This window comes from Streptomyces nodosus (assembly GCF_008704995.1).
GTDB lineage: Bacteria > Actinomycetota > Actinomycetes > Streptomycetales > Streptomycetaceae > Streptomyces > Streptomyces nodosus.
Genome location: NZ_CP023747.1, coordinates 6,891,266 through 6,914,380 on the forward strand (window position 1 = coordinate 6,891,266; position 23,115 = coordinate 6,914,380).

The 23,115-nt window shown below is 70.0% G+C and carries 19 protein-coding genes; 2 read left to right on the forward strand and 17 right to left on the reverse strand.

What is annotated here, in order from left to right; genetic code table 11:
* Positions 1-9: 9 nt before the first annotated feature.
* The 12 genes from CP978_RS30590 to CP978_RS30645 all read right to left on the reverse strand — a co-directional run bounded on the left by CP978_RS30590 (position 10) and on the right by CP978_RS30645 (position 11,035).
* The gene (locus CP978_RS30590; protein ID WP_043446237.1) at positions 10-570 is read right to left on the reverse strand and encodes a phage tail protein; all 561 of its coding nucleotides are present in this window, start codon (positions 568-570) and stop codon (positions 10-12) included.
* Positions 571-2,538, reverse strand: coding sequence for a putative baseplate assembly protein (locus tag CP978_RS30595; RefSeq protein ID WP_043446239.1), 1,968 nt, complete (start codon positions 2,536-2,538; stop codon positions 571-573). It lies immediately after the preceding gene.
* Complete coding sequence (locus CP978_RS30600; RefSeq protein WP_043446241.1) at positions 2,535-2,942, reverse strand: GPW/gp25 family protein; 408 nt, start codon at positions 2,940-2,942, stop codon at positions 2,535-2,537. Before CP978_RS30600 ends, CP978_RS30595 begins: the two co-directional genes overlap by 4 nt.
* Positions 2,943-2,945: 3 nt before the next feature.
* Entirely contained in the window at positions 2,946-3,221 is a 276-nt protein-coding gene (locus CP978_RS30605) for a PAAR domain-containing protein (RefSeq protein WP_043446243.1), read from the reverse strand.
* A 118-nt stretch (positions 3,222-3,339) separates the two neighbouring features.
* Positions 3,340-5,244 carry a VgrG-related protein gene (locus CP978_RS30610; RefSeq protein WP_043446245.1) on the reverse strand — a complete coding sequence of 635 codons (1,905 nt, stop codon included), beginning with the start codon at positions 5,242-5,244 and terminating at the stop codon, positions 3,340-3,342.
* An 8-nt stretch (positions 5,245-5,252) separates the two neighbouring features.
* Positions 5,253-6,050, reverse strand: a complete 798-nt coding sequence (locus CP978_RS30615) for a CIS tube protein (protein ID WP_043446247.1) — start codon at positions 6,048-6,050, stop codon at positions 5,253-5,255.
* A 3-nt stretch (positions 6,051-6,053) separates the two neighbouring features.
* Entirely contained in the window at positions 6,054-6,485 is a 432-nt protein-coding gene (locus CP978_RS30620; RefSeq protein WP_043446249.1) for a phage tail protein, read from the reverse strand.
* 81 nt (positions 6,486-6,566) lie between these two features.
* Positions 6,567-8,378, reverse strand: coding sequence for a hypothetical protein (locus CP978_RS30625; RefSeq protein ID WP_043446252.1), 1,812 nt, complete (start codon positions 8,376-8,378; stop codon positions 6,567-6,569).
* 5 nt (positions 8,379-8,383) lie between these two features.
* Positions 8,384-8,527 carry a DUF6760 family protein gene (locus tag CP978_RS30630; protein ID WP_014671027.1) on the reverse strand — a complete coding sequence of 48 codons (144 nt, stop codon included), beginning with the start codon at positions 8,525-8,527 and terminating at the stop codon, positions 8,384-8,386.
* The gene (locus tag CP978_RS30635) at positions 8,524-8,967 is read right to left on the reverse strand and encodes a hypothetical protein (protein WP_043446254.1); all 444 of its coding nucleotides are present in this window, start codon (positions 8,965-8,967) and stop codon (positions 8,524-8,526) included. Before CP978_RS30635 ends, CP978_RS30630 begins: the two co-directional genes overlap by 4 nt.
* Positions 8,967-9,410, reverse strand: a complete 444-nt coding sequence (locus tag CP978_RS30640) for a phage tail protein (RefSeq protein ID WP_043446256.1) — start codon at positions 9,408-9,410, stop codon at positions 8,967-8,969. Before CP978_RS30640 ends, CP978_RS30635 begins: the two co-directional genes overlap by 1 nt.
* Before the next feature lie 50 nt (positions 9,411-9,460).
* Positions 9,461-11,035 carry a phage tail sheath family protein gene (locus tag CP978_RS30645; protein WP_043446259.1) on the reverse strand — a complete coding sequence of 525 codons (1,575 nt, stop codon included), beginning with the start codon at positions 11,033-11,035 and terminating at the stop codon, positions 9,461-9,463.
* 460 nt (positions 11,036-11,495) lie between these two features.
* Between CP978_RS30645 and CP978_RS30650 the strand changes: the two genes are divergently transcribed.
* Both CP978_RS30650 and CP978_RS30655 read left to right on the forward strand, forming a co-directional pair.
* Positions 11,496-14,828 carry an HNH endonuclease gene (locus CP978_RS30650; RefSeq protein ID WP_144401515.1) on the forward strand — a complete coding sequence of 1,111 codons (3,333 nt, stop codon included), beginning with the start codon at positions 11,496-11,498 and terminating at the stop codon, positions 14,826-14,828.
* 90 nt (positions 14,829-14,918) lie between these two features.
* Complete coding sequence (locus CP978_RS30655) at positions 14,919-15,419, forward strand: DUF4265 domain-containing protein (RefSeq protein ID WP_043446261.1); 501 nt, start codon at positions 14,919-14,921, stop codon at positions 15,417-15,419.
* A gap of 263 nt (positions 15,420-15,682) precedes the next feature.
* Here the strand turns inward: CP978_RS30655 and CP978_RS36160 are convergent, their stop codons facing one another.
* The 5 genes from CP978_RS36160 to CP978_RS30685 form a co-directional block, all read right to left on the reverse strand.
* Positions 15,683-16,495, reverse strand: a complete 813-nt coding sequence (locus CP978_RS36160) for a hypothetical protein (RefSeq protein WP_144401516.1) — start codon at positions 16,493-16,495, stop codon at positions 15,683-15,685.
* Between the two features lie 198 nt (positions 16,496-16,693).
* Complete coding sequence (locus CP978_RS30670; protein ID WP_043446263.1) at positions 16,694-18,838, reverse strand: ATP-binding protein; 2,145 nt, start codon at positions 18,836-18,838, stop codon at positions 16,694-16,696.
* Complete coding sequence (locus CP978_RS30675) at positions 18,835-19,530, reverse strand: Pvc16 family protein (RefSeq protein ID WP_043446265.1); 696 nt, start codon at positions 19,528-19,530, stop codon at positions 18,835-18,837. Before CP978_RS30675 ends, CP978_RS30670 begins: the two co-directional genes overlap by 4 nt.
* A 9-nt stretch (positions 19,531-19,539) precedes the next feature.
* The gene (locus CP978_RS35320) at positions 19,540-22,149 is read right to left on the reverse strand and encodes an HYR domain-containing protein (protein WP_227745522.1); all 2,610 of its coding nucleotides are present in this window, start codon (positions 22,147-22,149) and stop codon (positions 19,540-19,542) included.
* 212 nt (positions 22,150-22,361) lie between these two features.
* Positions 22,362-23,000: a response regulator transcription factor gene (locus tag CP978_RS30685; protein ID WP_043446267.1), complete on the reverse strand. Its 639-nt coding sequence runs from the start codon at positions 22,998-23,000 to the stop codon at positions 22,362-22,364.
* Between the last annotated feature and the right edge of the window lie 115 nt (positions 23,001-23,115).

Consider the following 23,115-nt stretch of genomic DNA (forward strand, 5'->3'; position numbering starts at 1 on the left):
GGCAGATCATCACGCCTCCGTCCCGTCCGCCGTCATGACCTCCACCGCGTACCCGACCTGCGCGGGCACCTCCGCGGCCAGCAGACGCTCCAGCCGGGCCCGGGCCGGTGCCACGGCCCGCACGTCCGCCACCCGGACCCGCACCCGCACCCAGGGCCGCGCCGAACCGGGCAGCGCCGACCCCGGCTCACCGGACCAGGAGGTGGCGCCGCTCTCACTGATCTCGGGTTCCAGGCCGGTCTCCACCCGGATCGCCGCGGCCAGACCCGCCCGGGTGCCCCGCCGACGGTGCCGGGCCACCGCGCCGGCCACCACCGCGCGGCGCCGGTCGGCCGACCGCTCCCCGTCCACCTCCGCCGCCACCCATCCCGCCAGCCACTCCAGCAGGTCCTCGGGAGCGGTGCGCGGATCCAGGTGCGCGGGCAGGTTGTCCAGGGTGAGCAGCACCGGCGCCAGCACCTCGTCCAGCGCGCCCAGGAACCTCTCGAGGAACGGCTGGTCCAGATAGACCGCGGGCAGCTGATGCAGCAGGGGGTGCGGCGTCGGCAGCCCCGGAAGCGTTCCGCGCACTCATGCCTCCCTCACCCGCACCTGGTGTTCGTAGCTGAACACCAGGGCGTGCCGGTCGAGTTCGATCCTGGTGGCGGCCTCGCCGCGCCGTCCGGTGACCGGGTCCGCGGGGAACAGCCGTACGTCCTCGACCAGGTCGACGCCGGACACCCGTTGCAGCACCGCGAACACCTCCCCGGAGTGCACGGGCCGCCCGAACGGCCAGCCCCGGCCGTCGGGGCCGCCGGTCAGCGGATTGAAGTAGCCGTACAGGGCGGCCAGCGCCGCCTCCCGCAGTCCGTCGGCCGCCGCCCCGCGGCCCGGCACCACCGAGGCCACCACGGTGACCCCCTGGTAGTAGGGCGGTTCCACGACCAGCCGGGTGCCGATCGGACGCCGTTCGTCCAGATGGGCCGCGATCATCGCGAGGGTGTCCCGCGGTGGGATCAGCTCCTGGAAGCGGATCCGCCCCTGCTCGTCGTCACGACCGGCCGGTACCACCAACAGCCGTACTCCGCCCGCCTGTTCGGACGGCTCCCCGGTCCCGGCCGGCCCCGCCGGGACGCATGCCACCCGGGCGGCGTCCGGTGCCACCTCGCGCGCCAGCAACTCGTAGTCGCGCGGCACCACCGCCCGGTGCAGGGTGCGCAGCGTCATCGGTCCCCGCACCCGCGCGTTCTCCACCGTCTCGCCGTCGACCCCGCCCAGCGCCGGACGACGGTTCTCCACCCGTGCCACGAACGGCAGCGAACTGCGCAGCACCCGCAGCGCACCCCGCGCCACATTGCCCCGCCGTCCGCCGCCCGTACGGTAGGACCGCACCCGCACCGGGGCGCCCTTCGGCGGCACCGCCCCGTACAGACGCAGCGTGCCGTCCTGCTCCCGCACGGCCGGACCGAAGTCCACCTGCCCGGAGTTGGGGTCCAGGGTGAAGTGGCGGTCGTACGCGGTGGAGTGCGCGAAGTCGTCCACCCGGATCCACTCCACCCAGCCGTGTCCCTCGGCCACCTCCACCACGAAGGCCTCCTCGCCCGCCACCACCGGCGGCCGGGCCACCCGGAAGCCCTGCCCCGGCACCCCCTCCGACAGGCCCAGGACCTCCTCCACGACGGTCTCGGCGTGCGCGGCCTCCACCGTGCCGCCGATGGTGAACGCGCTCGCCCGGCGGACCGTCGGGGAGGCGACATAGGCGGGCTGGTCCACCGCGGCCTCCACCAGACGGCAGCGCAGCCAGCCGCCGGAGTGCCCGGTCACCACCGAGGCGGTGTGGGTGGCGGGCACATGCAGGATGATCTCGCCGGCCTTGTTGAACCCGCCGGTGTCGTCCTTCTCGACCTCGCACTCCGCCCAGGCGGCGCCGTCCCAGGCCTCCCAGACCAGCGGCGGGCGGCGGGGATCGACACCGACGCCGTCCACCCGGCAGTCCAGACGCAGCACCACCGCGCAGCCGGGCACCGGTCGGGACAGCCCGACGCACAGAGAGTCCCCGGGCGTGGGCGTCGGGCTGAAACACGGCACATCGCGGCCGAGAGCCAGCTCCTGGGATCGGTCGGCGGCGGTCCCGGAGGCCGGCCAGGCGACAAGGCGGGACAACGTGCACGGCAGGACCGACAGATCCCGTCCGGTGGTGAACACCACCGCCTCCTCGGTCTCGGTGCGCACGGTGGCCACCTCCGTCCCGGCCGCGACGCGCACCGTGTCCGGCTGCGGCGCGGACAGCCAGAACGTGGTCTCGGTGCGCGCGGCCGTCGGCGGATACAACCGCACCCCGATGAGGTTCAGAAAGGCCAGATAGTTCTTGTCGGGTACCCGGTTCAGCCGGTAGACGAGCTGGTCGACCATGGTGGCGAACGCCTCGATCAGCGTCACACCGGGATCGGAGACATTGTGGTCGGTCCACTCGGGGCAGCGCTGCTGCACCAGCCGCTTGGCCTCGTCCACCAGTTGCTGGAAGCGCCGGTCGTCCAGATCGGGGCTGGGCAGCGTCATGCGGACCCCTCGCCGTCCGGGATCACATAGAACGGGAACACCAGGTTGCGCGGGTCGTTGGTGCCGCGCACCGCGTATCCGACGTCGATGTAGAGCACCCCGTCGTCCGCCGCGTCGAACCGCACGGCCACCTCCGCCACCTCGATGCGCGGCTCCCACCGCTCCAGGGCGAGCCGCACCTCGTAGGCGAGCTGACCGGCCGTACCGGCGTCCGCGGGCGCGAACACATAGTCGCCGAGGGCGCATCCGAACTCCGGGCGCATCGGCCGCTCGCCGGGCGAGGTGGCCAGGATCAGCCGGATCGACTCCTCGATCTCACGCTCGTTCCGGACCAGCGCGATGCTTCCGGTGGCGTCCGTACGCGGCGGGAACGCCCAGCCCGCGCCGATGAACTGCCGTCCCATGCCTCACCCTCCGATCTGCACGCTCGGGCACCCGGACAGGACCGGTGAGCCGCAGCCCGCCGTATCGCCGACCCGGCCGGCAGGACGTCCCCCGATGAGCACGCTCGAACTGCCGGGCGGGGCAAGGGCGGACGGGGCGTGCGCGGCGGGCGAGGAGCACTGGTGCGCGGTACCCACCGTGGCCGCGGGCTGCCCGCCGATCAGCACCGTGGGCTCTCCGGGCGGGCCGATCACCCCGGGATGCCCGGTGGGATCGCCGACGCGTGCGGCTGCTGGCATGTGCTGTGCCCCCTGCCTGGTCCTGGTCCGTCCGGTGCCGTGCTGTCCTGTGCGCCGCGCTGCTGTGCTGTGCCGTGCCGTCGACTGCCGTGCCGCTGGCCGGTTCACCGGGAGCCGTTCAGTTGATGCGCACCATCGGTGCGTTGACGGTCAGCGTGCTGCCGCCCTTGAGCTCGGTGCGGGTGTCACCGCCCACCGCCACCTGGTTGCCCCGCACCTCCACCGAGCCGCCCGTGGTGAGCTTCAGCTCGCCGGTGCCACCGTCCACCCGGACCCCGGTGCGGGCCGTGAGCTTCACCGAGTCGCCGGTCAGCTCCAACGTGCCGCCGCCCGCGTCCAGCGCCACCCCGCTGCCCGCCCTGATCGAGACCTGCTCCTTCGCCTCGATCTCCACCCTGCCGTCGCTGTGCACCACGACGGTGGTGCCCCTGCGGTCGAGGCTGATGCTCAGCTTGCCGTCGCCCGTCACCAGCCGTACGCCTTGCGGGCCGTTCGCCGCGTCCAGCAGTTCCAGCTTGTTGCCCCCGCGGGAGCCGAACGCCCGCTTGTTGACGGCTCCGCTCGTCGGGTCCACCGCCTCCGCCTCGTCCCCCTGGCCGCCCCCACTGCCGGGCTGCCCCGCCGCGCCCTGACCCTGACCCTTCCCCTGGCCAGGCCTGTCCTGACCGTTGTAGAGACCGGCGAGCACATAGGGACGGTCCAGATGCCCCTGTTCGAACCCGACCAGCACCTCGTCGCCGACCTCCGGGATGAACGCCTCCCCGCCGCCGGTCCCGCCCGCCTGCGCGGTCCGCGCCCAGTCGCTCGCATAGGCGTCGGACAGCCACGGGAAGCGCACCTTGACCCGGCCAAGACCCTCCGGGTCCTTGGTGTCCGTCACCGTGCCGTTCGCCAGCCCCGGACACCGCGAGCCCGCCCCCGCCCCGCCGCCGGACAGCCCGAACAGCGAACGCTCCTGCTCGCCGGAGACCGTCACCCAGGTCTCATAGCCGCGGACCGGATCGAACACATGCCGTGAGGAGGTCACCGTGTACCGGCCCTCGAAGGGCGCGCCCACCCCCGCCAGAGCGACCGCACCGCCCGCCCGCACCTCAGGATTGCCCCGGATCACCGCCTCCAGCTCGGCGAACGACCCCGCGATCCGCGCCGCGAGAGCCTTCGCCGCCTGGTCCACCCGGGCCTGGTTGTCGTACGGCGCGTCCGACACCACGAACTCGGCTTCGCCGAACGGCTGTGCCACCTCGGCCGCCGTCACCCCCAGCTGGAGCGTCGTCGCGGTACCCGCGTCGGCACGCCCGACCAGCGGCTGCTTGGCCCGTACGTCCCAGCCCCGCACCTCGACCGCCGACACCTGCTCGGCGGCGGACACCCCGGCCCGGCAGCGCAGCAGATTGTCACCCATCTCCAGGACCAGAGGGTCCCGCTCGGCACGCGCGGACGTCTCCGGAGCGGCATCCGCCGCCGTGGGCCTCACGACATGCAGCCGGCCGTCCGTCACATGGATCTGCGCGCCCGCCTCCTCGGCCAGCGACCGCAGGAACTCCCAGTCGCTGACGTTCGGCTGGGCCACATGCTCGAGGACCGGACCCGCCACCTCCACCGTCCCCGGCTTCAGCCCCGCCTGCCGCGCCACCCGGACACAGATGTCGGCGAGCGTCATGTTCTGGTAGCTCGCCACCCGACGCCCGCGGAAGAGACGGTGCGACTCGTCCAGACCCCGCACCACCGTGAAGGTGCCGGTGTCGTCGATCTCCACCTCCAGCGCCGTCACACTCCCGGTGATCAGCGGACGCGGCGAGGGGCCGCCACCGGCCCCGGCCAGCAGCCGCACCGGGGTCCCGATCCGCACCCCCGTCTGCCCCAGCAGCACCCGACCGGGGTCCCGGAAGCGCAGCACGAACAGGTCCGGCAGCGTACGGCTGTCGTCCACATACCCCTCGACCAGAGTGTTCGCCACCGCGGGCGGCAGCGGACGGCCGTCGAACTCCACCACCAGGACCTTGGCGACGCTCTCATTGACCATGACCGGCCTCACCGACCCCCGTCGTGTCCGTCGCCGCCGCCCTCGCCCCGCCCCAGCTCGTCCGGTGCGGGAAGCAGCAGCTCACGGCCCTCGGGCAGCCGCATCGGATCGTCGATCCCGTTCGCCTCCGCGATCGTCCGCCAGGCCGCCGGGTCTCCGTACTCGCGCCAGGCCAGCAGCGCCAGCGTGTCCCCGGCGCGCACCCGGTGCACCCGCCGTGCGTGCAGCGCTCCCGAGGTGGGGTTCTGACCCGGGGTCTCCCCGGTGATCTCCTCCATCGTGACCTGGCACACCGCCCGGATCGGCACCCCCGAGGTGGTGAACAGGGTGTACTTCGCCTGCACCTGGCTGACATACCCGGGGAAACCGGTGAGCCCGCCCCAGTGGAAGACCACCCACGGCGGCGAGGCCCGTTGCTGCTGCCGTGTCTCACTGGTCGGCACACAGCACGCGAACAGCTTCTCTACCGCGGTCACCACACTGGTGTCCTGGGTGTCACTCGCGTCGAAGAACATCTCCACCGTCAGCTTGCTGGGCTGCGGACCCTGGTACTCGGGCGGCCCCGCGCTCTTCGCCCCCTTCGCCGGAGTCCGCTGCCAGGCCGCCGCCTTGGTCAGCGACAGCTCCTTGGGATTGAACTGGAAGCCGATCCGCCCGCAAGGCGCGCCCGGCGTCAGACTGCCGCCCGGCGGCGGGGTGCGCAGCTCCAGATAGGCGTGCTCCAGCTTCGGCCGGGCCCCGCCACCGCCCCCCTGGACGGCACTCGCCCCCGCGCCCGCCGCGCTGAACGCCACCGGTGACCCCATGGCTCAGCCCTCCATCACATAGCCGTGATGGGCGATCTCGATGGTCTCCATCGCGACCTTCGGGGACTCCGGGTTGAACGACGGCCCGGTCCAGCGCACCGGCACCACCTCGAGCAGCCCCCACTGCGCCACCTTGTGACCGTCGCCGGTCCGCGCCTCGATGTGCGCCGTCCTGCGCTTGATACCGGTGGTCATGCTCGCGAACCACTTGGCCACCTTCTCGGTGTCCCGGGTCAGCGGCCTGGACAGCTTGATGTTCGGGTACTTCAGCCGGGTGGGCAGCTGCCACAGATGGCCGTTGTTCCCGCCCTCCTCGCGCTGCTCCAGCACGACCTCGCAGCCAAGACCCTCACAGGTGTTGAACGAGCCCAGCTCGATGCCGTCCACGGTGACGACGAAGCAGACGCTGACCGCCGGGTCATCGGTCACGGACATGCCGTCCCCCTTCTCTTCCGCACTCGTCGGTGCCTGGTCGGTGATCCGTCGGTGCTGCGTCGGTGGCGCTCGGTCGCCGGGTCAGTGCCTGGTGTCGATCAGCCGCCCGGCCCGTTCCCGGTCCAGCCGCAGCTCCGCCTTGAGCAGTCGGCTCAGCGGCGCGAACAGGGCCCGGACCAGCTCGTCGTCCACCTTCGGCATGCCGCGCTCGAGGGAGGGGCCTCGGGCCTGCTCCCCGGTGGCGGACGATGCGGTGTCCGAGTTCTCAGGGAGGGGCTCGGGCGGTGGCTGGGCGGACGGGGCCGGCACCTCGGGAGCCATGGGCGGATCGGGCGGATCCGGGGGAGGCGGCTCGGCTGCGGAGGTGTCGCGCTGGACGTACCCGAGCGCCGGGGCGGACGGCATGCGCTGCACGGCTGGGGGGCGCGGCACCGGGGCCGGCGGGCCGTACGGCACGGGGCGTACGGGCGTGGCGGGCGGCGCACCGAACACCACCGAGCCGTCGGTCATGCGCTGCGCCACCCCCGCGGCGACGGCCACCGCACCGGCGTCCGGCACCGGCCGGGACTCGGCGGGGGCGGCCTTCGCGGCCGGGGACCGCTGGACGGGCGGTACGGATGAACGCCCGGACGGCGTCTCCGGCGCGGGGGCCGGGTCCGCCGCCGTCGCCGGGCCGCTCTCGGCCGACCAGCGCAGCGGTACGACATGCGGCTCTGCATCTTCCGTGCGGGCACCGGGCGCGCCCTCGCCCCCTGACGGCAGCACCCCGGAGAAGAGCGGCACCGACCGCTGCGCGACCAGCGGCGCCACCGGGCCCGGAGCCGGAATCGGTGCGGCCGGTACCGGAGTTCCGGCGAGGGCGGCGCGCTGGATCGGTACGGGCGTGGCGACGGCGGTGACGGCCGGTACCGATCCCCGCTCCGGCTCCGGCGACGGCCGGGGTTGCGGCTCCGGTGCCGGGACGGTGTCTGCCGTACGCGTGCCGAGCGGGTCGTCGGCGAGCAGGGGCCTGAACTCCCCTTCCACCCGGGGACCGTCCGGCAGGGCGTCCGGTCGGGCCTCCGGCGGACCGGACTCGGGCTCGTCCGTCGGCAGCGGACCACGACTACTGGCGGCCGCCTTCCGCTGGGCCGTGGGCGGCAACGCCGTCAGCGGCTCTCCGAGGCCGAAGCCGTGCGGGCGTACGGAGCCCGGCTCCGCGGCCCGCTGGAGCAGCGGCACGGAAGACGACGCCGAAGCCGCCGACGGCGAAGGCGCCGGGGACCCCTCAGGGCCCGTACCGGACGACGGCCCCTCGACCGTCGCATGGCCCAGCCGGCGCAACGGCAGCTCCGGGGGCCGGGCGGAGACCAGCGGCGCGGACAGCTCCGCGGCGGCCGTAGCGCTTCCGGCGCCTGTGCCGCCTCCGGTGTTCATGCTGCTCCCGCCGTCCGTGCCGCCTCCGTCGAACGTGGCGGACGGACCCCCGGACCCACCCACGTCCACCGCCCGCTGCAACGGAACCACCGGGAGCCGGGCACCACCGAGGCCCGGTGTGCCGAGCCCCCGCACCGCACTCGCCCCGCCCGGCCGCACCTCACGGCTCACCGTCGGCACCCCGCCGGACCCGCTCGGTGCCACGACCCCGTGGACCAGCCCGGACGGCGCCTCCGGACTCACCAGATGGCCGAGCGGAGTGAAGAGCGACGCGTCCTGCCAGGTGCCCAGGGAACCTCGGAACACCGCCGGATCCGTCACCAACGCGGGGGCCCGCACCGTGCGTTGCAGCGGCGGCACCTCCCGCCACCCCGGAAGCCCCACCGACGGGCCACGCGTCACCGGCGCGATCCCGGCAGGGCTCCGCGTACCGTCGTCGTCGCGGCGCCCGCCGGTCAGCCAGGACAGCCATCCCATTGCTGTCACCGCTCGTTCAGCCGGGCCACGTACTCGACGTAGCGCAGTCGGTCCGGGTGTTCGAGGTCGAGGATCTGGTCGAGGGACCAGTGGAAGTGGTAGGCGAGGTACGCGACTTCCTCATGGATCCGGTCGGCCGCGTACGTCATGATTCCCCCAGGCGACCACCGCCGGACAGGTCCACCGCGAAGTTCTCCTGGCACGAGGGGCAGGTGACCGCGGCGCGGGTGTGCCCCTCGGCGTTGATACGGCGGTAGAAGTCCTGGAGGAAGGCGAGGTCGGAGGCGAACAGGTCCTCGACGACGCCGGGATGGACGTCCTCGATCGTGCCGAGGCGCACGATCACCCGCGAGATCAGCACCACCGACAGATAGGCGGAGTTCTCCCGGACCCGGTCGTCCCGCAACGGCACCAGTTCGTCGCGGGCGGTCGCCAACCGCATGACCCCGACGCGGTGCACGGCCCCGGACTCGTCCACGTATCCGCGCGGCAGCTCGAAGGGGAACTCGGTGCGCAGCGTGTCCACCGCCCCGCTGTGGTCCGCCTCCGTGCCGGCCGCCCCCGGGGACGCCGCGATCGTACGCCGCATCAGTCGACTTCCACGCTCTCGTAGGTGATCGCCAGCTTCTCCGTCAGCACGGAGGTGTCACCCGCCTTGAGCGTGCTGATCTCCAGCGACTTGGGCCAGGCGTTGATCAGCTTGTAGCGCTTGATCGGCACGCCCTCGTAGTCGTACACGATGATCGAACCGTTGCGGCGGGCGTTGGTCATCTTCCCGAACCGGGAATCCTTGATCCACCGCTCGAAGCTGTTGTCCTCCGTCAGACCGCGGGTGACGGTGACCTCACCGGCCTTGGGACGGCCCGGCAGTTTCTTGATCGCATACTTGCCGTCGGCGGTGTTCTGCTTCAACTCGATGACGTCCTGCTCCATCTTCAGACCGCTGACCTCGGTGATCTGCTTGATGAGCACGCTGTCGAATTCAAGTCCGAAGGAATGTCCTACGGAACTGTCGAGCTCGGGGAGCGGCATACAAGCCTCCTAGAATCCGTCCGTCGTGAGGGCCCGTGGAGCGCCCACCGTCACTCGTCGATCCCGCCCGACCCGGCCGAGAGCTGGGCGAGCCGGAACACCACGAACTCCGCCGGCTTGACCGGGGCCACGCCCACCTCGCAGATGACCTGGCCGGCGTCGATGGACTCCGGAGGGTTGGTCTCGCGATCGCACTTCACATAGAAGGCCTCGTCCGGGGTCAGCCCGAAGAGCGCGCCCTTGCGCCACTCATTGACCAGGAAGGCCGAGATGGTGCGCCGGACACGGGCCCACAGCGCATCGTCGTTCGGCTCGAAGACCACCCACTGGGTGCCCGCGAGGATCGACTCCTCCAGATAGTTGAAGAGCCGCCGCACATTGAGGTAGCGCCAGGACGGGTCGTCGGCGAGCGTGCGCGCGCCCCACACCCGGATGCCGCGGCCGGGGAAGGCGCGGATGCAGTTGAGCCCGATGGGGTTGAGGAGGTCGTGCTCACCCTTGGTTATCTGCGTCTGCAACCCGACCGCGCCGCGCAGCACCTCGTTCGCCGGCGCCTTGTGCACCCCGCGGGTCTCGTCGTTGCGCGCCCAGACACCCGCGACATGCCCGCTCGGGGGCACAAAGGCGTCGCGGCCCACGGCCGGGTCGAACACCTTGATCCACGGGTAGTAGAGCGTGGCGTACTTGGAGTCGAACCCCGTCGTCTCCTCCCGCCAGGACCTGATCTGACGCGGACTCAGGCCGGGCGGAGGATCAAGGATGGCGATCCGGTCGCCCATGGCCTCGCAGTGAGTGATCAGCCCGCGCTGCACCGAGATGACGGTCTCCAGGTCCAACGCCCCGCGCTGGTAGGCACTCATCAGATCCGGCGCGGCCACCATCGTGACCTCCTCGACGGCCTCCAGGCCGCCGAAGCCGGTGCGACGGTCGGGGTCGCCCACGTACGAGTCCGCCGACAGCGCCTCGGGCACCGCGACGACCCCCGCGCCCGACCCCGGTTCGCCTCCGGGCGCCGTGAGCGTCACGGACTGCGTCTCGGGACGGGAGGGGGCGGCCCCCTTGCCGGGCTCCTCCAGCCGGATGAGCCGGGAGCGGGCCCTGACCTGGGTGGCCACATTGTCCTTGCTGCGCTTGGTGGTCACCGACGGATACGTCTCCACGACGGCCCCGTCCCGCTTGACGATCAGGGTGAAGACGTCCTGCGGCGGCTCCTCGCCCTCGGGGTCGGCCACCTCGACGGTGATCTCCCCGGTGACACCGGGCAAGGCCTTGACGACATACGGCCCGAGCTGAGCCGTCGGCCCCGCGACCGGCGCCTCCGCCGCTCCCGCTCCCGCGCCTGCCCCGTCCCGGTCCTCCTCCGCACCGCCGATCCGGATGACGTAGCAGATCCCGCCGCCGTTGGCGAAGTACCCGTGGACGGAGGAAGCCAGATACGTCCCCTCGACGAAGTCACCGAAGACGGTGGTGAACTGCGTCCAGTTGGTGATCAGCGTCGGCTCGTGGAACGGGCCCTTCTGCGCGAACCCGATGAAGGCGGCGACCGAGGTCCCGACCCCCTCGATCGGCCGTGACCCGGACTCCACCTCTTCGACGTAGACGCCCGGGGACAGGTACGACGGCATACCACTCTCCTTGACCGGGGAAACGACAGCGATTGTTCCCGGGCGGTCGATCACCGGAGAAGGCCAGGGGGCCGCCCCGTAGTACAGACCCCCCTGCCCGAAGGGGCAGTCGACACCGCTTCCCCATCGGGCACACCGCTCTGCCCCGGTCACTACCCGGTCTGACACGGCTGTGCGGGGGGTGAGTCGGCACCCTGAAGGGCATGCCGCGGACGTCACTGCCGCCACCACCTCAGCCACCGCCGGCTGTATGCCGCCGGCCCGCCGACCGGGTGACGCGGTGAAGTCGGCACCGGAGAGGGCGCCGTCGAAGGACCGCCCCGCCCCGGTCGCGCACCGCACCGAATCAGCCCCCGCACCGGAGCGAACCCCCACCCCTCCTCCCTCCGGTCGGGGGCTGACCCCCCGGAGCCTGCAACGCCTCCAGGGCTCGGCCGGCAATGCGGCGGTCTCGCGTCTCGTGGCACAGCGCTACACGGCCCCGGTGAAGCCGCCCCCGTCGCAGGCACCGGGCATGCGCAGGGTCAACGCCGACATCGCCGCCAAGAAGCAGAAACTGGCCCACCACCAGCCGGCGACCACCGAGTCCCGCGCGGCCCAGGACGCGGCGAAGGCCCCGCCCGACGACAAGGAGGCCCAGGGCAAGGCGGCCAACGCGGAGAAGATGAACGCGGCCAAGCCCGGCGAGTTCAACAAACAAGCCTTCATCGACGCCGTGAACAAGGCGATCGAGGCGCAGGCGCCGAAGAACCTCGACGACGCCGACAAGTTCTCCAAGTCCGGCAAGGCCGACAAGATCAAGGACGAGGTCGACGGGAAGGTCTCCGACGGCAAGGAGGCCTCGGCCAAGGACATCGACACGGCGACGAAGGCCCCGCCGGACACGTCGGCGGCCAAGGACAAAGAGGTCACCCCGATGTCCCCGGACCGGCCCCCACCCAACCCGGGAGCCCCGTCCGCAGCGGACGCGATCCCCGAGAAACAGCCCGCTTCCGTAACCGACTTCTCCGAAGGTCCGGCGCAGAACGACCAGACGATGGCGGACGCGGAGGTCACCGAGGACCAGCTCGCCAAGGGCAACGAACGGGATTTCGACCAGGCGCTGTCCGCGAAGAAGGCCGCGGAAGCGGACTCCGCGAAAGCCCCCGCCAAGGGCAAGGCGGCCGAGGCCCAGCAGCTCTCCGCCGCGAAGGCGGGGGCAGCGGCCTCCGGCGCCCAGGCGATGAATGCGCTGACCGTGACCCGTGCGTCGGCGGGCAAGCAGGTCGACGGCGGGAAGGGCGAGACGAAGTCAAGAGACGAAAGGCGGCGGGCCGAGGTCACGGCCAAGCTGCAGAAGGTCTACGACTCCACGAAGAAGGACGTGGAGGAGACCCTGTCCGGTCTGGACAAGAAGGTCGACACCGCTTTCACGGCGGGAGAGAAGGCGGCGCGGGACGCGTTCACCGCGGACCACGAGCGCCGGATGAGGGCATACAAGGACAAGCGGTACTCGGGCTGGAGGGGCAAGGCCCGCTGGGTCAAGGACAAGTTCGCCGGCCTGCCGGACGAGGCCAACAACCTCTACCAGGAGGCCCGCAAACTCTACGTCGCGAAGATGCAGACGGTCATCTCCTCGGTCGCCGACATCATCGGCGCCGAGCTCGGCCGGGCGAAGGCCCGCATCGCCAAGGGCCGCACCGAAATGAAGGCCGAAGTCGACAAACTTCCCGCCGATCTGCGCCAGTTCGGCGAGGACGCTGCGAAGGACTTTGCCGGGAAATTCGACGACCTTGAAGAAACGGTCAACGAGAAGTCCGAACAACTGGTGCAGGACCTGGCCCAGAAGTACACGGCGGCCCTGAACAAGGTCGATGAGGAGATAAAGAAGCTCCAGGAAGCCAACAAGGGCCTGATCGACAAGGCGAAGGACGCGATCGTCGGCGTCATCAAGACGATCAACGAACTGAAGAATCTCCTCCTCGGCATCCTGGCCAGGGCCGCGGCCGCCATCACCAAGATCATCAAAGACCCCATCGCCTTCCTCGGCAACCTGGTCCACGCCGTAGGCGCCGGCCTCCAGCAGTTCCTGTCCAACATAGCCACCCACCTCCAAACCGGCCTGGTCTCCTGGCTGCTGGGCACCGCGGTGAAGGCCGGCCTGGACCTCCCCTCCCGCTTCGACCTCAAGGGCATCATCCAGCTGATCGCCTCCCTCCTGGGCCTGACCTGGGCGAACATCCGCGCCCGCATCACCCGCAAGGGCGTCCCCGACCAGGCGATGAACACGGTCGAACAATCCGTCCCCGTGGCCAAGGCCCTGGCCACAGAGGGCCCGGCCGGCGCGACCAAGGAAATCCAGTCCGAGGTCGGCGACCTGAAATCCACCATCCTCGAAGACCTGAAGTCCTATCTCATCCCCACCGTCATCATCGCCGGCATCACGTGGATCCTCTCCCTTTTGAATCCCGCCTCCGCATTCGTCCGTGCGGTCAAGGGAATCATCGACATCGTCACCTTCATCGTGAACCAGGGCGCCCAGATAGTGCAGTTCGTCAACGCGGTCCTGGACGCGGTGGTGGCCATCGCCAACGGGGGCTCAGCAGGAGTCCCCAAACTGATCGAGACGGCCCTGGCCGCCAGCATCCCGCTCCTCATCGGCCTCCTGGCCTCCCTCCTGGGCATCGGCGGCCTGGCCAACAAGATAAAACAGGTTTTTCACAAGGTCTCACGACCGGTGAACCGCGCCATCGACAAGATCGTCGAATTCGTCGCGAAGAAAGGCAAGGCGCTCCGGGCGAAGCTAAAACCGAATTCGAAGAAAGATGGCCAGGGTAAGGAAAATTCATTAGATTGGCCAGCCGGACAGCGCTCCGAACAGAAGAAGCGGGAGCTTCCTGAGGCTATACGAGAAGCCCAGTCGATTACGCAGGGCCACGAGAGGAGAGGATCTACAGACAGGGCTTTGATGAAAGCTCTGGAGGAACTTAAAAAGCGTTTTACGTGGATTCGTGGCTTCGAACTCGAAGACCAGAAGCCGCGCTCTGTGTGGCTCCTGGCAAGCAAGAACAAAGTATTCGATGACTGGCCCCGGACCGTGCACGGATCGGGAGGTGGAAGCACCGACGACGAGCTGGTGGAGAAGGCCAGGAGGCGATTCTTCGGATCCCGGCAGTCCGTCGCCTGTTACTACTGCCGTCGGCTTGATGCCGAAGCGGTCGAGCATATTCGTCCCAGAAATCGGGGTGGCGACAACGAGGAGAGCAATCTCGCTCCGGTCTGTGTCCACTGCAACTCCTCGAAAGGCGACCGGGAGGCACCGAAGACCCCGCCGCGCGGCTATGAGGGAAAGTGGCCCGCACCATGGTGGCCAACGCAGATGAAGGTCTGGTATGTCCTGCATTACGGAACACCTCGGTACTGGACCCTCGACGAAGATGAGAGGCCGGACGGGCGATTCCACGACGGAACGAGCCCGCGCATCCCACCCGGCTCCCACGGGGGAAGCACGGATGAGTCCGTCCTCAAGGAGGCCCGGAAAAGGATATTCGCTGGACGGCATGAGGTGGCCTGCCTTTATTGTGCGAAACCGCGCGCAACCGCCGTGGAGCATATTTGGCCACGCAAGTATGGAGGGGACAACGAGGAATCCAACTTGGGCCCTTCTTGCGCTCGCTGCAACTCGTCCAAAGGGGATCGCCCAGCCCCCGAAACGCCGCCCCATGATTATGTCGGAAAATGGCCGCCGGTTTGGTGGCCGACGCGTATGCAGGCCTGGTGGGTGAGGACGTACGGTCCGCCGAAGGAATATTGAGGAAATTATGATTTACCCATCATTGGGTTTGGTGACCCTCGTGTGCGGGTAAATTGAAAAGGTAAACATGCCTTCCATCTGAGGATCGAAATGGTTGACATCGACGACATCTGCGGACATCCGGAGCCGGCTTGGCGCGATCAGGCGGATTCGCTCGTCATGTACGATTTGACTGACTCGGGGATGCCGGGAAAATGGGAGCAGCTGTGGGCGAAGCGGCTGGATGATGATCGCTACATGTTGTGCTGTATTCCATTCTTCACCTCGGACATCGCGCTAGGTGATATTTTCACCACAACTTCGTCTGGTGGCTTCGAACTTTCGGTTGATACTGTGGCCGTACGGTCTGGTAACGTCGTCATCCACGCATTGTTTCGCGAGGACGCCACGACTGAGGAGAACGAAGACCGTCAGGGCGATCTGATCGAGGAATCCGTGCGTCTCGGCGTTGACCGTGAGGTCTTCCAGTTGGGCTACGTGGCTCTCAGTTGCCCGATCGGCTCTCCCGAGCATGTGGAGATCGAAAAGCGCCTCTACGCCTACCACCTGCTGGAATGGGGGGACTTCGAGACGTCCAAGCGGAGCGAATAAATATCCGGCCGCGCTTTCAGTCCAGCCCGCATCAGTCCCATGGGTGGCCCGAATCCGGGGCGGTTCTATCCGAGCAGGAGGGCTGATGCCGAAACCCGCGGTGATCCTCACTTCGAGCCCTGAGGGCCTGGAACTGCTGTGCGGGAACCGGGTGCGGACCACAAAGGCCTGAACCTCTCTATTTCCAATGCGTGCCCCGCCTGTTGTGGCGTTAGGGTCGTTTCAGGATGTTTTGAGAGGGTGCGGTGTCGCACTCGGTGGGGTCATGGGATGCGGAGGGCCTGGCGGAGGGGGATCAGGATGGACGGCGGGTGGTGGGTGTCGGGCCAGGTGAAGCGGAGGAGGGTCAGGGCGGGGAGGAGGGTGGCGAGGCGGTTTTGGCGGGAGCGGTCCTGGTAGAGGGCCTGGGGGGTGCTGTGAGGGGCTTTGCCGTCTGCCTCGATGCCTACCAGGTGGGCGGGCCAGGCCAGGTCGATGCGGTAGGAGCAGCCTTGGGCCGGGTCCTGGATGCGCCACTGGAGGACAGGTGGTGGGAGGCCGCCGTCCAGGCAGATGAGGCGTACTCGGGTTTCCAGGGGGGATTCGGACTGGGGGTTGGCCAGGGGGAGCCAGGTTCGGGCACGGGGCGCGCCCGGGCGGCCGGACAAGAGGGGTGGGATCGAGAGTAGGTCGAGGTCTGTTAGCAGGCCCTGGTGGAGGGCGGAGTCCAGCACGCTCACCGCTTCCATGCGCGGCAGGTGGAGCAGGAGGTCCGCGCAGGTGCGGACCGGGGTGGTCAAGGGGATGCCGCGCAGGGTCATGCGGGTGGTGGGGGAGATGGTGGTTCGGTGGACGCGAATGCCTGGGCGGCTGCGGATCTCGTGGCCCGGGGGCGCGGCCAGGTGCAGGGTGCCGTCGTCCTTGGGGAGGCCCTGGATGCCGAGCAGGCGGGCGGCTGTGGGGCCTGCGGCCACTACTTGTGGGCCGCAGGTGAGGAGGGTACCTCGGACCCGGGTACGTAGTGACGGTCCCCGGTCGTCGCGGACGACCCAGTAGCTTCCTCGGGCCAGCGGAACCCATTGGCCTGACCTGAGCATGCGTCGCACCGTATTGCGGTCGGCGCCGGCTGACGTGAGCTGGGGGATCGTCACCACCCAGTCCTGCTGCGCGGCAGTGGCATGGACCCGTCGGAGAACTTCGCTGCTGGTGGTCATGCCGCACTATGGCGTGAGGCCAGGACAGTTTGTCCGGGGCTGTGGATAACTCGACTGCTTCTGTGGCGGCGCCAGATGTCTTCAGCCGTCCGTGAGGAGGGACATGTACGGGCCGAACTCCGAGGCCAGGGTCAGGCGGCCGAGTTTTTGGTACTCGCGTTGGATTGCGTGGATCAGGACGGGCATGGTCACGGGGGTGCCGGACTCGGCGGCGAGGTAGGCGGCGGTTACTGCTACCGAGCGGATGTTGCCGCCTGCCAGTTCGAAGGAGGCTGCGCAGAAGTCCAGATCCAGGTCGGTGGCGCGGGGGAGGACGGGGCCCAGGCAGCGGTCCCAGAGGGCCCGGCGGTGCGGGGCGTCGGGGAGGGGGAAGTCGACGACCAGGTCCAGGCGTCGGGTGAAGGCGTCGTCCAGGTTGGCGCGGAGATTGGTGGCGAGGACGGCCAAGCCGTCGAAGGTCTCCATGCGCTGGAGGAGGTAGGCGCTCTCCACGTTGGCGTAACGGTCGTGCGCGTCCTTGACCTCGGAGCGCTTGCCGAAGACGGCGTCGGCCTCGTCGAAGAGCAGTACGCCGTTGATACCGGCCGCCTCGGAGAAGATCCGTTCGAGGTTCTTCTCCGTTTCGCCTATGTATTTGTCGATGACCGTGGCCAGGTCGACCGTGTAGAGGTCCAGGCCCAGGTCCCCGGCGATCACTTCGGCGGACATGGTTTTGCCGGTTCCGGAGTCGCCTGCGAAGAGGGCGGTGACGCCTCTGCCCCGGCCGCCGCCCGGACGCATGCCCCATTCGCCGAGGACCCGGTCGCGGTGGCGGGCGCGGGCGGTGAGTTCGCGGAGCTGGGTGAGGGTGTCCGGGGGAAGGACGAGGTCGGACCAGGTCACCGCCGGTTCTGTGCGACGGGCCAGGCGGTCGAGGCCCGCCGCGTTCTGGGAGCGGGCGCCGGCGCGGATGTGGTCCGGGTGCAGGGCGCCGCCGTCCAGCAGCGCGGCCTGAGCGGCTCCTCGGGCGGCGCCGGCGATCTGGTCCGGGGTGAGGAGGAAGGGGGAGAGGAGATGAGTGAGGTCAAGATTGGGAGGGACGGGGGAGGGGGACGCGTTCGCCCAGAGAGCGGCCCGGGTTGTCGGTTCCACTCGGGGGGCGTGCAGGAGGAGGGGTGGGCGGGAGGACCAGGCCGCGTCCCAGGGCACCCGGCCGACGAGGACCGTGGGGACTGTGGGGAAGGAGACGTCGGTCACCAGGCGGATGATCTCCGCCTTGTCCGGCTCCCGGGTGAGTGCGTCGAGTGGGGCGCACACCAGGCCGGAGGTGGTCAGCCGGGCCTCGCGGGCCAGGACGCGTACCGCCTCGGTGGGGTCCGGGTCGCGGGAGAGGCGGTCGAGATCGACACCGAGGACTCCGTGACCCGCGCGGGTCAGGGCGGAGGCGGCGAGTGCTGTGCCGGCGCCGCCCTGCTCCTCGCGGAGGTAGGCGAGCGGGACCCCGGCGGCCAGGGCACGGGCGAGTCCGGACGGGTCGCCGACACCGGGGATGTCCCCCCAGGGGGCGAGCAGGTCCACGACGCGTGGATCGGGGGTGTCGTCGCCGAGGAGATGGGCCGTGACGCGGTCGGGGACGCGGAGGGTGCGGGCGAGGAAGGGACGGTCCTGGTCCTCGGTCAGGAGGAGGCTGCCGGAGCGGAGCGGTGCCTGGGGGGAGAGGCGTGACCGGGCTGCCGCGTCGGCCGCGGACAGGCCGCACAGGCCGAGTGCGAGGCCGATGGTGGGGCGGCGGCGGGTGACGTCGTCGTTGAGATAACCGTAGAACTGCTCGAAGCGGTCGTCCAGGTCCGGGACGAGTGCGATCAGCAGGATCTCGACGTCCAGCGCGGAGAGACTGAAGTCGTGGGTGAGGGTGCGTAGTCGGGTGGGATGGTCTGCGGCTTGCGCGGCGTCGGCACGTGCCTCCGCTTCGGCCAGGAAGGCGGCGTCCGTGTCGTCGGGGGCGGTGACGGTGAGGTGGCGGCCGTGTTCCAGGAGGCGGTGGATCGTCTCATCGGTGAGATACAGCCCGCGGAAGGCGTCGTCGGGGGCCGGGTCGGTGAGCTGCCGGGCGTGCACCGCGCGTCGTACGCGCTGTTCGACGAGGATCGCCCGGTCGAGGAGGTGGCGCAGGCTGGGGTCGGGGTCGGGGTCGGGGGCGTGCGGGTTCCGGTACGGGCCCGGGTCCGGGTTTGAGGGGAGTTTCATTCCGGGCGCTCTTCCGCCACGCGTGAGGCGATGCCGCCGCGGCGGGTGCCGTACACCGGCAGATGCGTGCCGTTCGGCATCCGTTGGGTGGGGGCGCCGGCGGACGACTGGTCCGGGGGCATCTCTCCGAAGCCGAGCTGTACTCCCTCCTCGCCGACCGGCGGGCTCGCCGGATAGACCGGGGACTCGGTGACCGGGACGCTCACCACCAGGTCGAGGGAGGGCTTGAGTTCGCCGCCGAGGGCGCTCCACACATCGGCGAAGGAGCGGTCCTCGGGGGGCGGCAGGGCGACCGTCATGGGGACGGAGACGCCGATCTCGCCCAGGGTGCCGGTGAGTTGGTCGGCGGGCAGGGCCTCGTAGCGCAGCAGGCAGGAGAGGAGGGAGGAGAGCAGGCGATGCTCGTCCTCGGGGCGTCTGGTCCACGCGGTGATGAGATACGACAGCTTGAAGTAGCGAGGCGGACGGCGCCGGGCGACGACGGTGCCCTGCTCGTCGTACTCGTTGAGCAGACCGCGCTCACGGCGCCGCATGTCCTCCCGGATGTCGTACAAGTACAGATTGACGGTGGGAGCGTTGACCTTGGCGGCCCAGTCGCGGGTGGGGGCGTCGAAGACCACCACCACCTGGCCGCCGGTCAGGGCGTCGGTCCGGAACATCGTGCGCAGTGCCTCGTCGACCTCGTGGATCACGGCTCGTCCTCACCTCCGGCCCGCGAAGTCGGGTGGCTGAAGGCTGCGTTGCACGATCAGCACCGGTTTGGTCAGCCGGTCCAGGCCCTGCGCCTGGGCGCGGAGCGTACGCGGACCGAGCTGGTCCTTGCGCAGCACCAGCAGTTGTGACTCGAAGGTTCCGTCCGGGCCGACCCGTAGGACCGACTGTGCCGGAGTGATGCCCACGCTCCAGCTGAGAGTGATGGTGCGGCCGGGCGGGAAGTCCTTGCCGCGCGCCAGCACCACATCGCCGGGCCTGGCCACCTGTGGGGTGACGGTCAGCTTCGGCTGGAGGATGCGGATGCGGGCCGTGGCGGTGTTGTCGCCGCGCCGGGGATCGCGAGGGGAGCCGGTGACGGAGGCATGGACCTCGCCGCTCACGGGGGTGTTGTAGACCGCGCTCTGGGTGACGGAGACGCGACCGCCGGGTGCGATGGTGCAGGGTTTCGCGCGGGTGCAGCGGGAGAGGGCGGACAGGGTGCGCTTGCCAGTGCCCTCGGCGCGGGGCCAACCGGTGGTGAGTACGACGTTCTCGGCCGTTCTGGGGCCTGCGTTGGTGAGGGTGAAGCCCAACCGTGTCGTCAGGCCGGTGTAGTTGGGGACGGGGGAGACGGTCGCTGTGACGGCCAGGTCCGCCTCGTTCGGTACGGGAGCCGGGGTGACCGTGAAAGTGGCCGTGCCGGTACCGGTGTTGCCCGACGAGTCGGTGGCGGTGCAGGTGACCTTGGTGATGCCGACGCGGAAGCGGGAGCCGGAGGCGGGGGTGCAGGTGACCGGCAGCGGCCCGTCGACGGCGTCCCGGGCGGTGGCGGTGAAGTCGATCACGGCTCCGTTCTTGCCGGTGGCCTCGACGGTGCGGTTGTCGACGGTGACGACGGGGGCGGTCACGTCCGTGACGGTGATGGCGATGTGCTGCTGGTAGTCCTCGGGGACGGGCTCGCCGCCGTCGCTGCCACCGCTACCGTTACCGCCAGCGCCAGAGCCGTCGCTGCTACCGCCGCCGTCCTGGCCCCCGTTCTCAGTGCCTCCGGTGTTCTGACCGCCGGGTTGTGTACCGCCGCCGCTCTGGCCTCCTGCCTGGTCTCCGCCGGTCTGACCGCCGTTCTGGTCTCCGCCGGTCTGACCGCCGTTCTGCTCTCCGCCTGTCTGGCTCCCGCTCTGGTCTCCGCCGGTCTGGCCCCCGGACTGGCCGTCTCCGGAGTTTTGACCCCCGGTCTGATTCCCTCCATGACTACCGCCGGACCCGGTGGTGGCGCCTCCGTTCCCGCTGTGCCCCCCTGAGGAGCCGCTCGCCGTACCGCCCGCGGACGTGCCTTTGCTCGTACCGCCGTTCGTCACCCCGGCGACCGCCCCGCCGACGAGCCCTCCGTGACGGCCCCCGTCGGCCCCGCTGATCACCCCGCCGATCATCCCGCCGAGGGTCCCGTCGCTGGTCCCCTCGGCTGATCCACCGGTGCCGTCGGAGGCTCCCGGTACCTCGACGGCCCCGTCGGTGTCCGAACCGGGAACGGCCCCCGGCCCCCGGAACACCCGGGCCGGCGGCACATCGACCGGTGGCTCTCCGCTCGGAGTCCTGCCGTCCAGCAGGAACTGCACGGTGCAGCTCAGCGTCATGCCCTGCGGCGCGTCGTTCGCCACCGTGATCGTCTCGTCGAAGGCGGCGGTCTCTCCGCTCGTCACCTGCCGGTTCGGCGGGTTCAGGGTGACGGAGAGGGCGGGATCGCAGCTGACCGTCTGATGGGTGACGGTGGTGGGCAGATTGGTCAGGCCATGGGCGATGGTGTCGGCGACCTGGTTCGCGTCGATGTTCTGGAAGAGCCGGCCGCCGGTGGCCTGGACGACCTTGGTCGCCTGATCCGGGTCGTGGGTGTCCTCCCTGTTCTGGTCGGGGCCGTTGCCGTTGTCCCCGTTGCCGTTCAGACCGTCGCCGAGCTCGGTCGCCACATCCACGCCGATGACCCGGGCACCCACGTTCTTCAGGGCGTTGATGGCATCGGTGAGGGTGTGTCCCTTGCTGGGATCGTGGCTGGAGGCGTCTCCGACGAGTACGACGACCGGGCTGGCGCCGTCCCGGAAGACGGTCCCTCCGCCCGCTCCGTTGCCGATCTCCCACAGGGCGTTGATCCAGTCCTCCGCAGGGCCTGGGCTGGACAGCCCTCGGTCGAAGCTGAGGTGGCCGGCGCCCTCGCCTACAGCGCCCAGGTCGTAGGTCAGTCCCTGGAGCACCGTGAAGACGTCGTCCTCGTCGACCTCCTGGTCGCCGTAGGTCGCCACGGCGAAGCGGGAGTCGGGCTGTTCCTTGCGCACCTGGTCGGTGATCTCGCTCAGGTACGTCTGGATGTTGTCGATGGCGTGCTCCATGCTGCGCGTCCCGTCGACCAGCAGGACGACATCCGGCCGGGGCGGTACCACGGGGGTACGGACCTGCTTGTGCACCGAGAGCGAGGCGCCCGGGGCGAGCGGCTCGTCCACCACGGCGGGGGTCACCGCCGACGCCGGGGCGGCGGGCGGTACTCCGCCGGCGGTGCCCGTGACGACGCCGACCACCAGAAGCAGTGCGGCGGTCAGCACACCGATGTGGACGGTCCGAGGACGCACCCCGGCAGGCGGGCTGAAGCGCAGGAACCCCCGTACAGAACGCACTGAACACCCCACTCCGGACCGGCACGCGGGACTCTCACGATCGGCGCGCATGGTCTCTCACCATCGCCGGTCACCGGTGCGCGTCACACTGGGGGGCGAGCCAGCCCTTCGGGAAGGGCCGGCTGCCCCATGAGGCACTGGACGGTAGGGGCACCCTGCGTGGGTCCTCAGATCAACCCCTGGCGCAGCGCATAGGCCACCGCATGCGAGCGATTCCGCAGATTGAGCCGGGACATGACGGCGTGCAGGACGTTCTTGATGGTGCGCTCGGAGTACGAGAGCTTCACCGCGATGTCCGCGGTGTCGTATCCCTCGGCCACCAGGCGCAGTACCTCGATCTCGCGGGCCGAGAGGCCGGTGAAGTTGAGCCCGTGCGGTGCGAGCACCTGCCCCTGGAGCCGCCCGACCTGTTCGAGCAGATTGCCGAGCAGGTCGGGCGGCACCCGGCCCTCCCCCTTGACCACGGAGCCGATCACCTGCACCAGGCGGTCCGGGGTCGCCTCGGAGCGTCGCAGGACGCCGACGAAACCGCATTCGGCGGCGTTCACCAGTTGCTGTTCGTCGATGTGGGTGGTGACCAGTACTCCCCGCGCGGTACTGGTGCGCTGGACCTGACGCAGTACGCGTAACGCGTCCTCGTCGACGACGTCGAGGACGACCACCACCACTTGCGGCGTGTCCCCCTCGCCCCAGTCGACGACCTTGACCTCGGGCCGGGCGCGCAGCTGACTGGACACTCCGGCCCGTGAAACGGGGTCCTGGGCGCGCAGCGCCACTGTGATGCGTTCTCTGTTCGTCTGCAGCACGTCGCTCTCTCTCCTCGGGCGACTGCGGAAAAGCACATATGAAGATCGAGAAGATCATGGGCATGACATCATTACATTTCGCCCACATGGGTCTCGCTTTACCAACCAACCACAG

What these genes read in the sequence shown, in the direction of transcription:
- CP978_RS30595 (WP_043446239.1), bottom strand. Translation starts at nt 2,538, where the DNA reads ATGACGCTGCCCAGCCCCGATCTGGACGACCGGCGCTTCCAGCAACTG.
- CP978_RS30600 (WP_043446241.1), bottom strand. Translation starts at nt 2,942, where the DNA reads ATGGGACGGCAGTTCATCGGCGCGGGCTGGGCGTTCCCGCCGCGTACG.
- CP978_RS30605 (WP_043446243.1), bottom strand. Translation starts at nt 3,221, where the DNA reads ATGCCAGCAGCCGCACGCGTCGGCGATCCCACCGGGCATCCCGGGGTG.
- CP978_RS30610 (WP_043446245.1), bottom strand. Translation starts at nt 5,244, where the DNA reads ATGGTCAATGAGAGCGTCGCCAAGGTCCTGGTGGTGGAGTTCGACGGC.
- CP978_RS30615 (WP_043446247.1), bottom strand. Translation starts at nt 6,050, where the DNA reads ATGGGGTCACCGGTGGCGTTCAGCGCGGCGGGCGCGGGGGCGAGTGCC.
- CP978_RS30620 (WP_043446249.1), bottom strand. Translation starts at nt 6,485, where the DNA reads ATGTCCGTGACCGATGACCCGGCGGTCAGCGTCTGCTTCGTCGTCACC.
- CP978_RS30625 (WP_043446252.1), bottom strand. Translation starts at nt 8,378, where the DNA reads ATGGGATGGCTGTCCTGGCTGACCGGCGGGCGCCGCGACGACGACGGT.
- CP978_RS30630 (WP_014671027.1), bottom strand. Translation starts at nt 8,527, where the DNA reads ATGACGTACGCGGCCGACCGGATCCATGAGGAAGTCGCGTACCTCGCC.
- CP978_RS30635 (WP_043446254.1), bottom strand. Translation starts at nt 8,967, where the DNA reads ATGCGGCGTACGATCGCGGCGTCCCCGGGGGCGGCCGGCACGGAGGCG.
- CP978_RS30640 (WP_043446256.1), bottom strand. Translation starts at nt 9,410, where the DNA reads ATGCCGCTCCCCGAGCTCGACAGTTCCGTAGGACATTCCTTCGGACTT.
- CP978_RS30645 (WP_043446259.1), bottom strand. Translation starts at nt 11,035, where the DNA reads ATGCCGTCGTACCTGTCCCCGGGCGTCTACGTCGAAGAGGTGGAGTCC.
- CP978_RS30655 (WP_043446261.1), top strand. Translation starts at nt 14,919, where the DNA reads ATGGTTGACATCGACGACATCTGCGGACATCCGGAGCCGGCTTGGCGC.
- CP978_RS36160 (WP_144401516.1), bottom strand. Translation starts at nt 16,495, where the DNA reads ATGCTCAGGTCAGGCCAATGGGTTCCGCTGGCCCGAGGAAGCTACTGG.
- CP978_RS30670 (WP_043446263.1), bottom strand. Translation starts at nt 18,838, where the DNA reads ATGAAACTCCCCTCAAACCCGGACCCGGGCCCGTACCGGAACCCGCAC.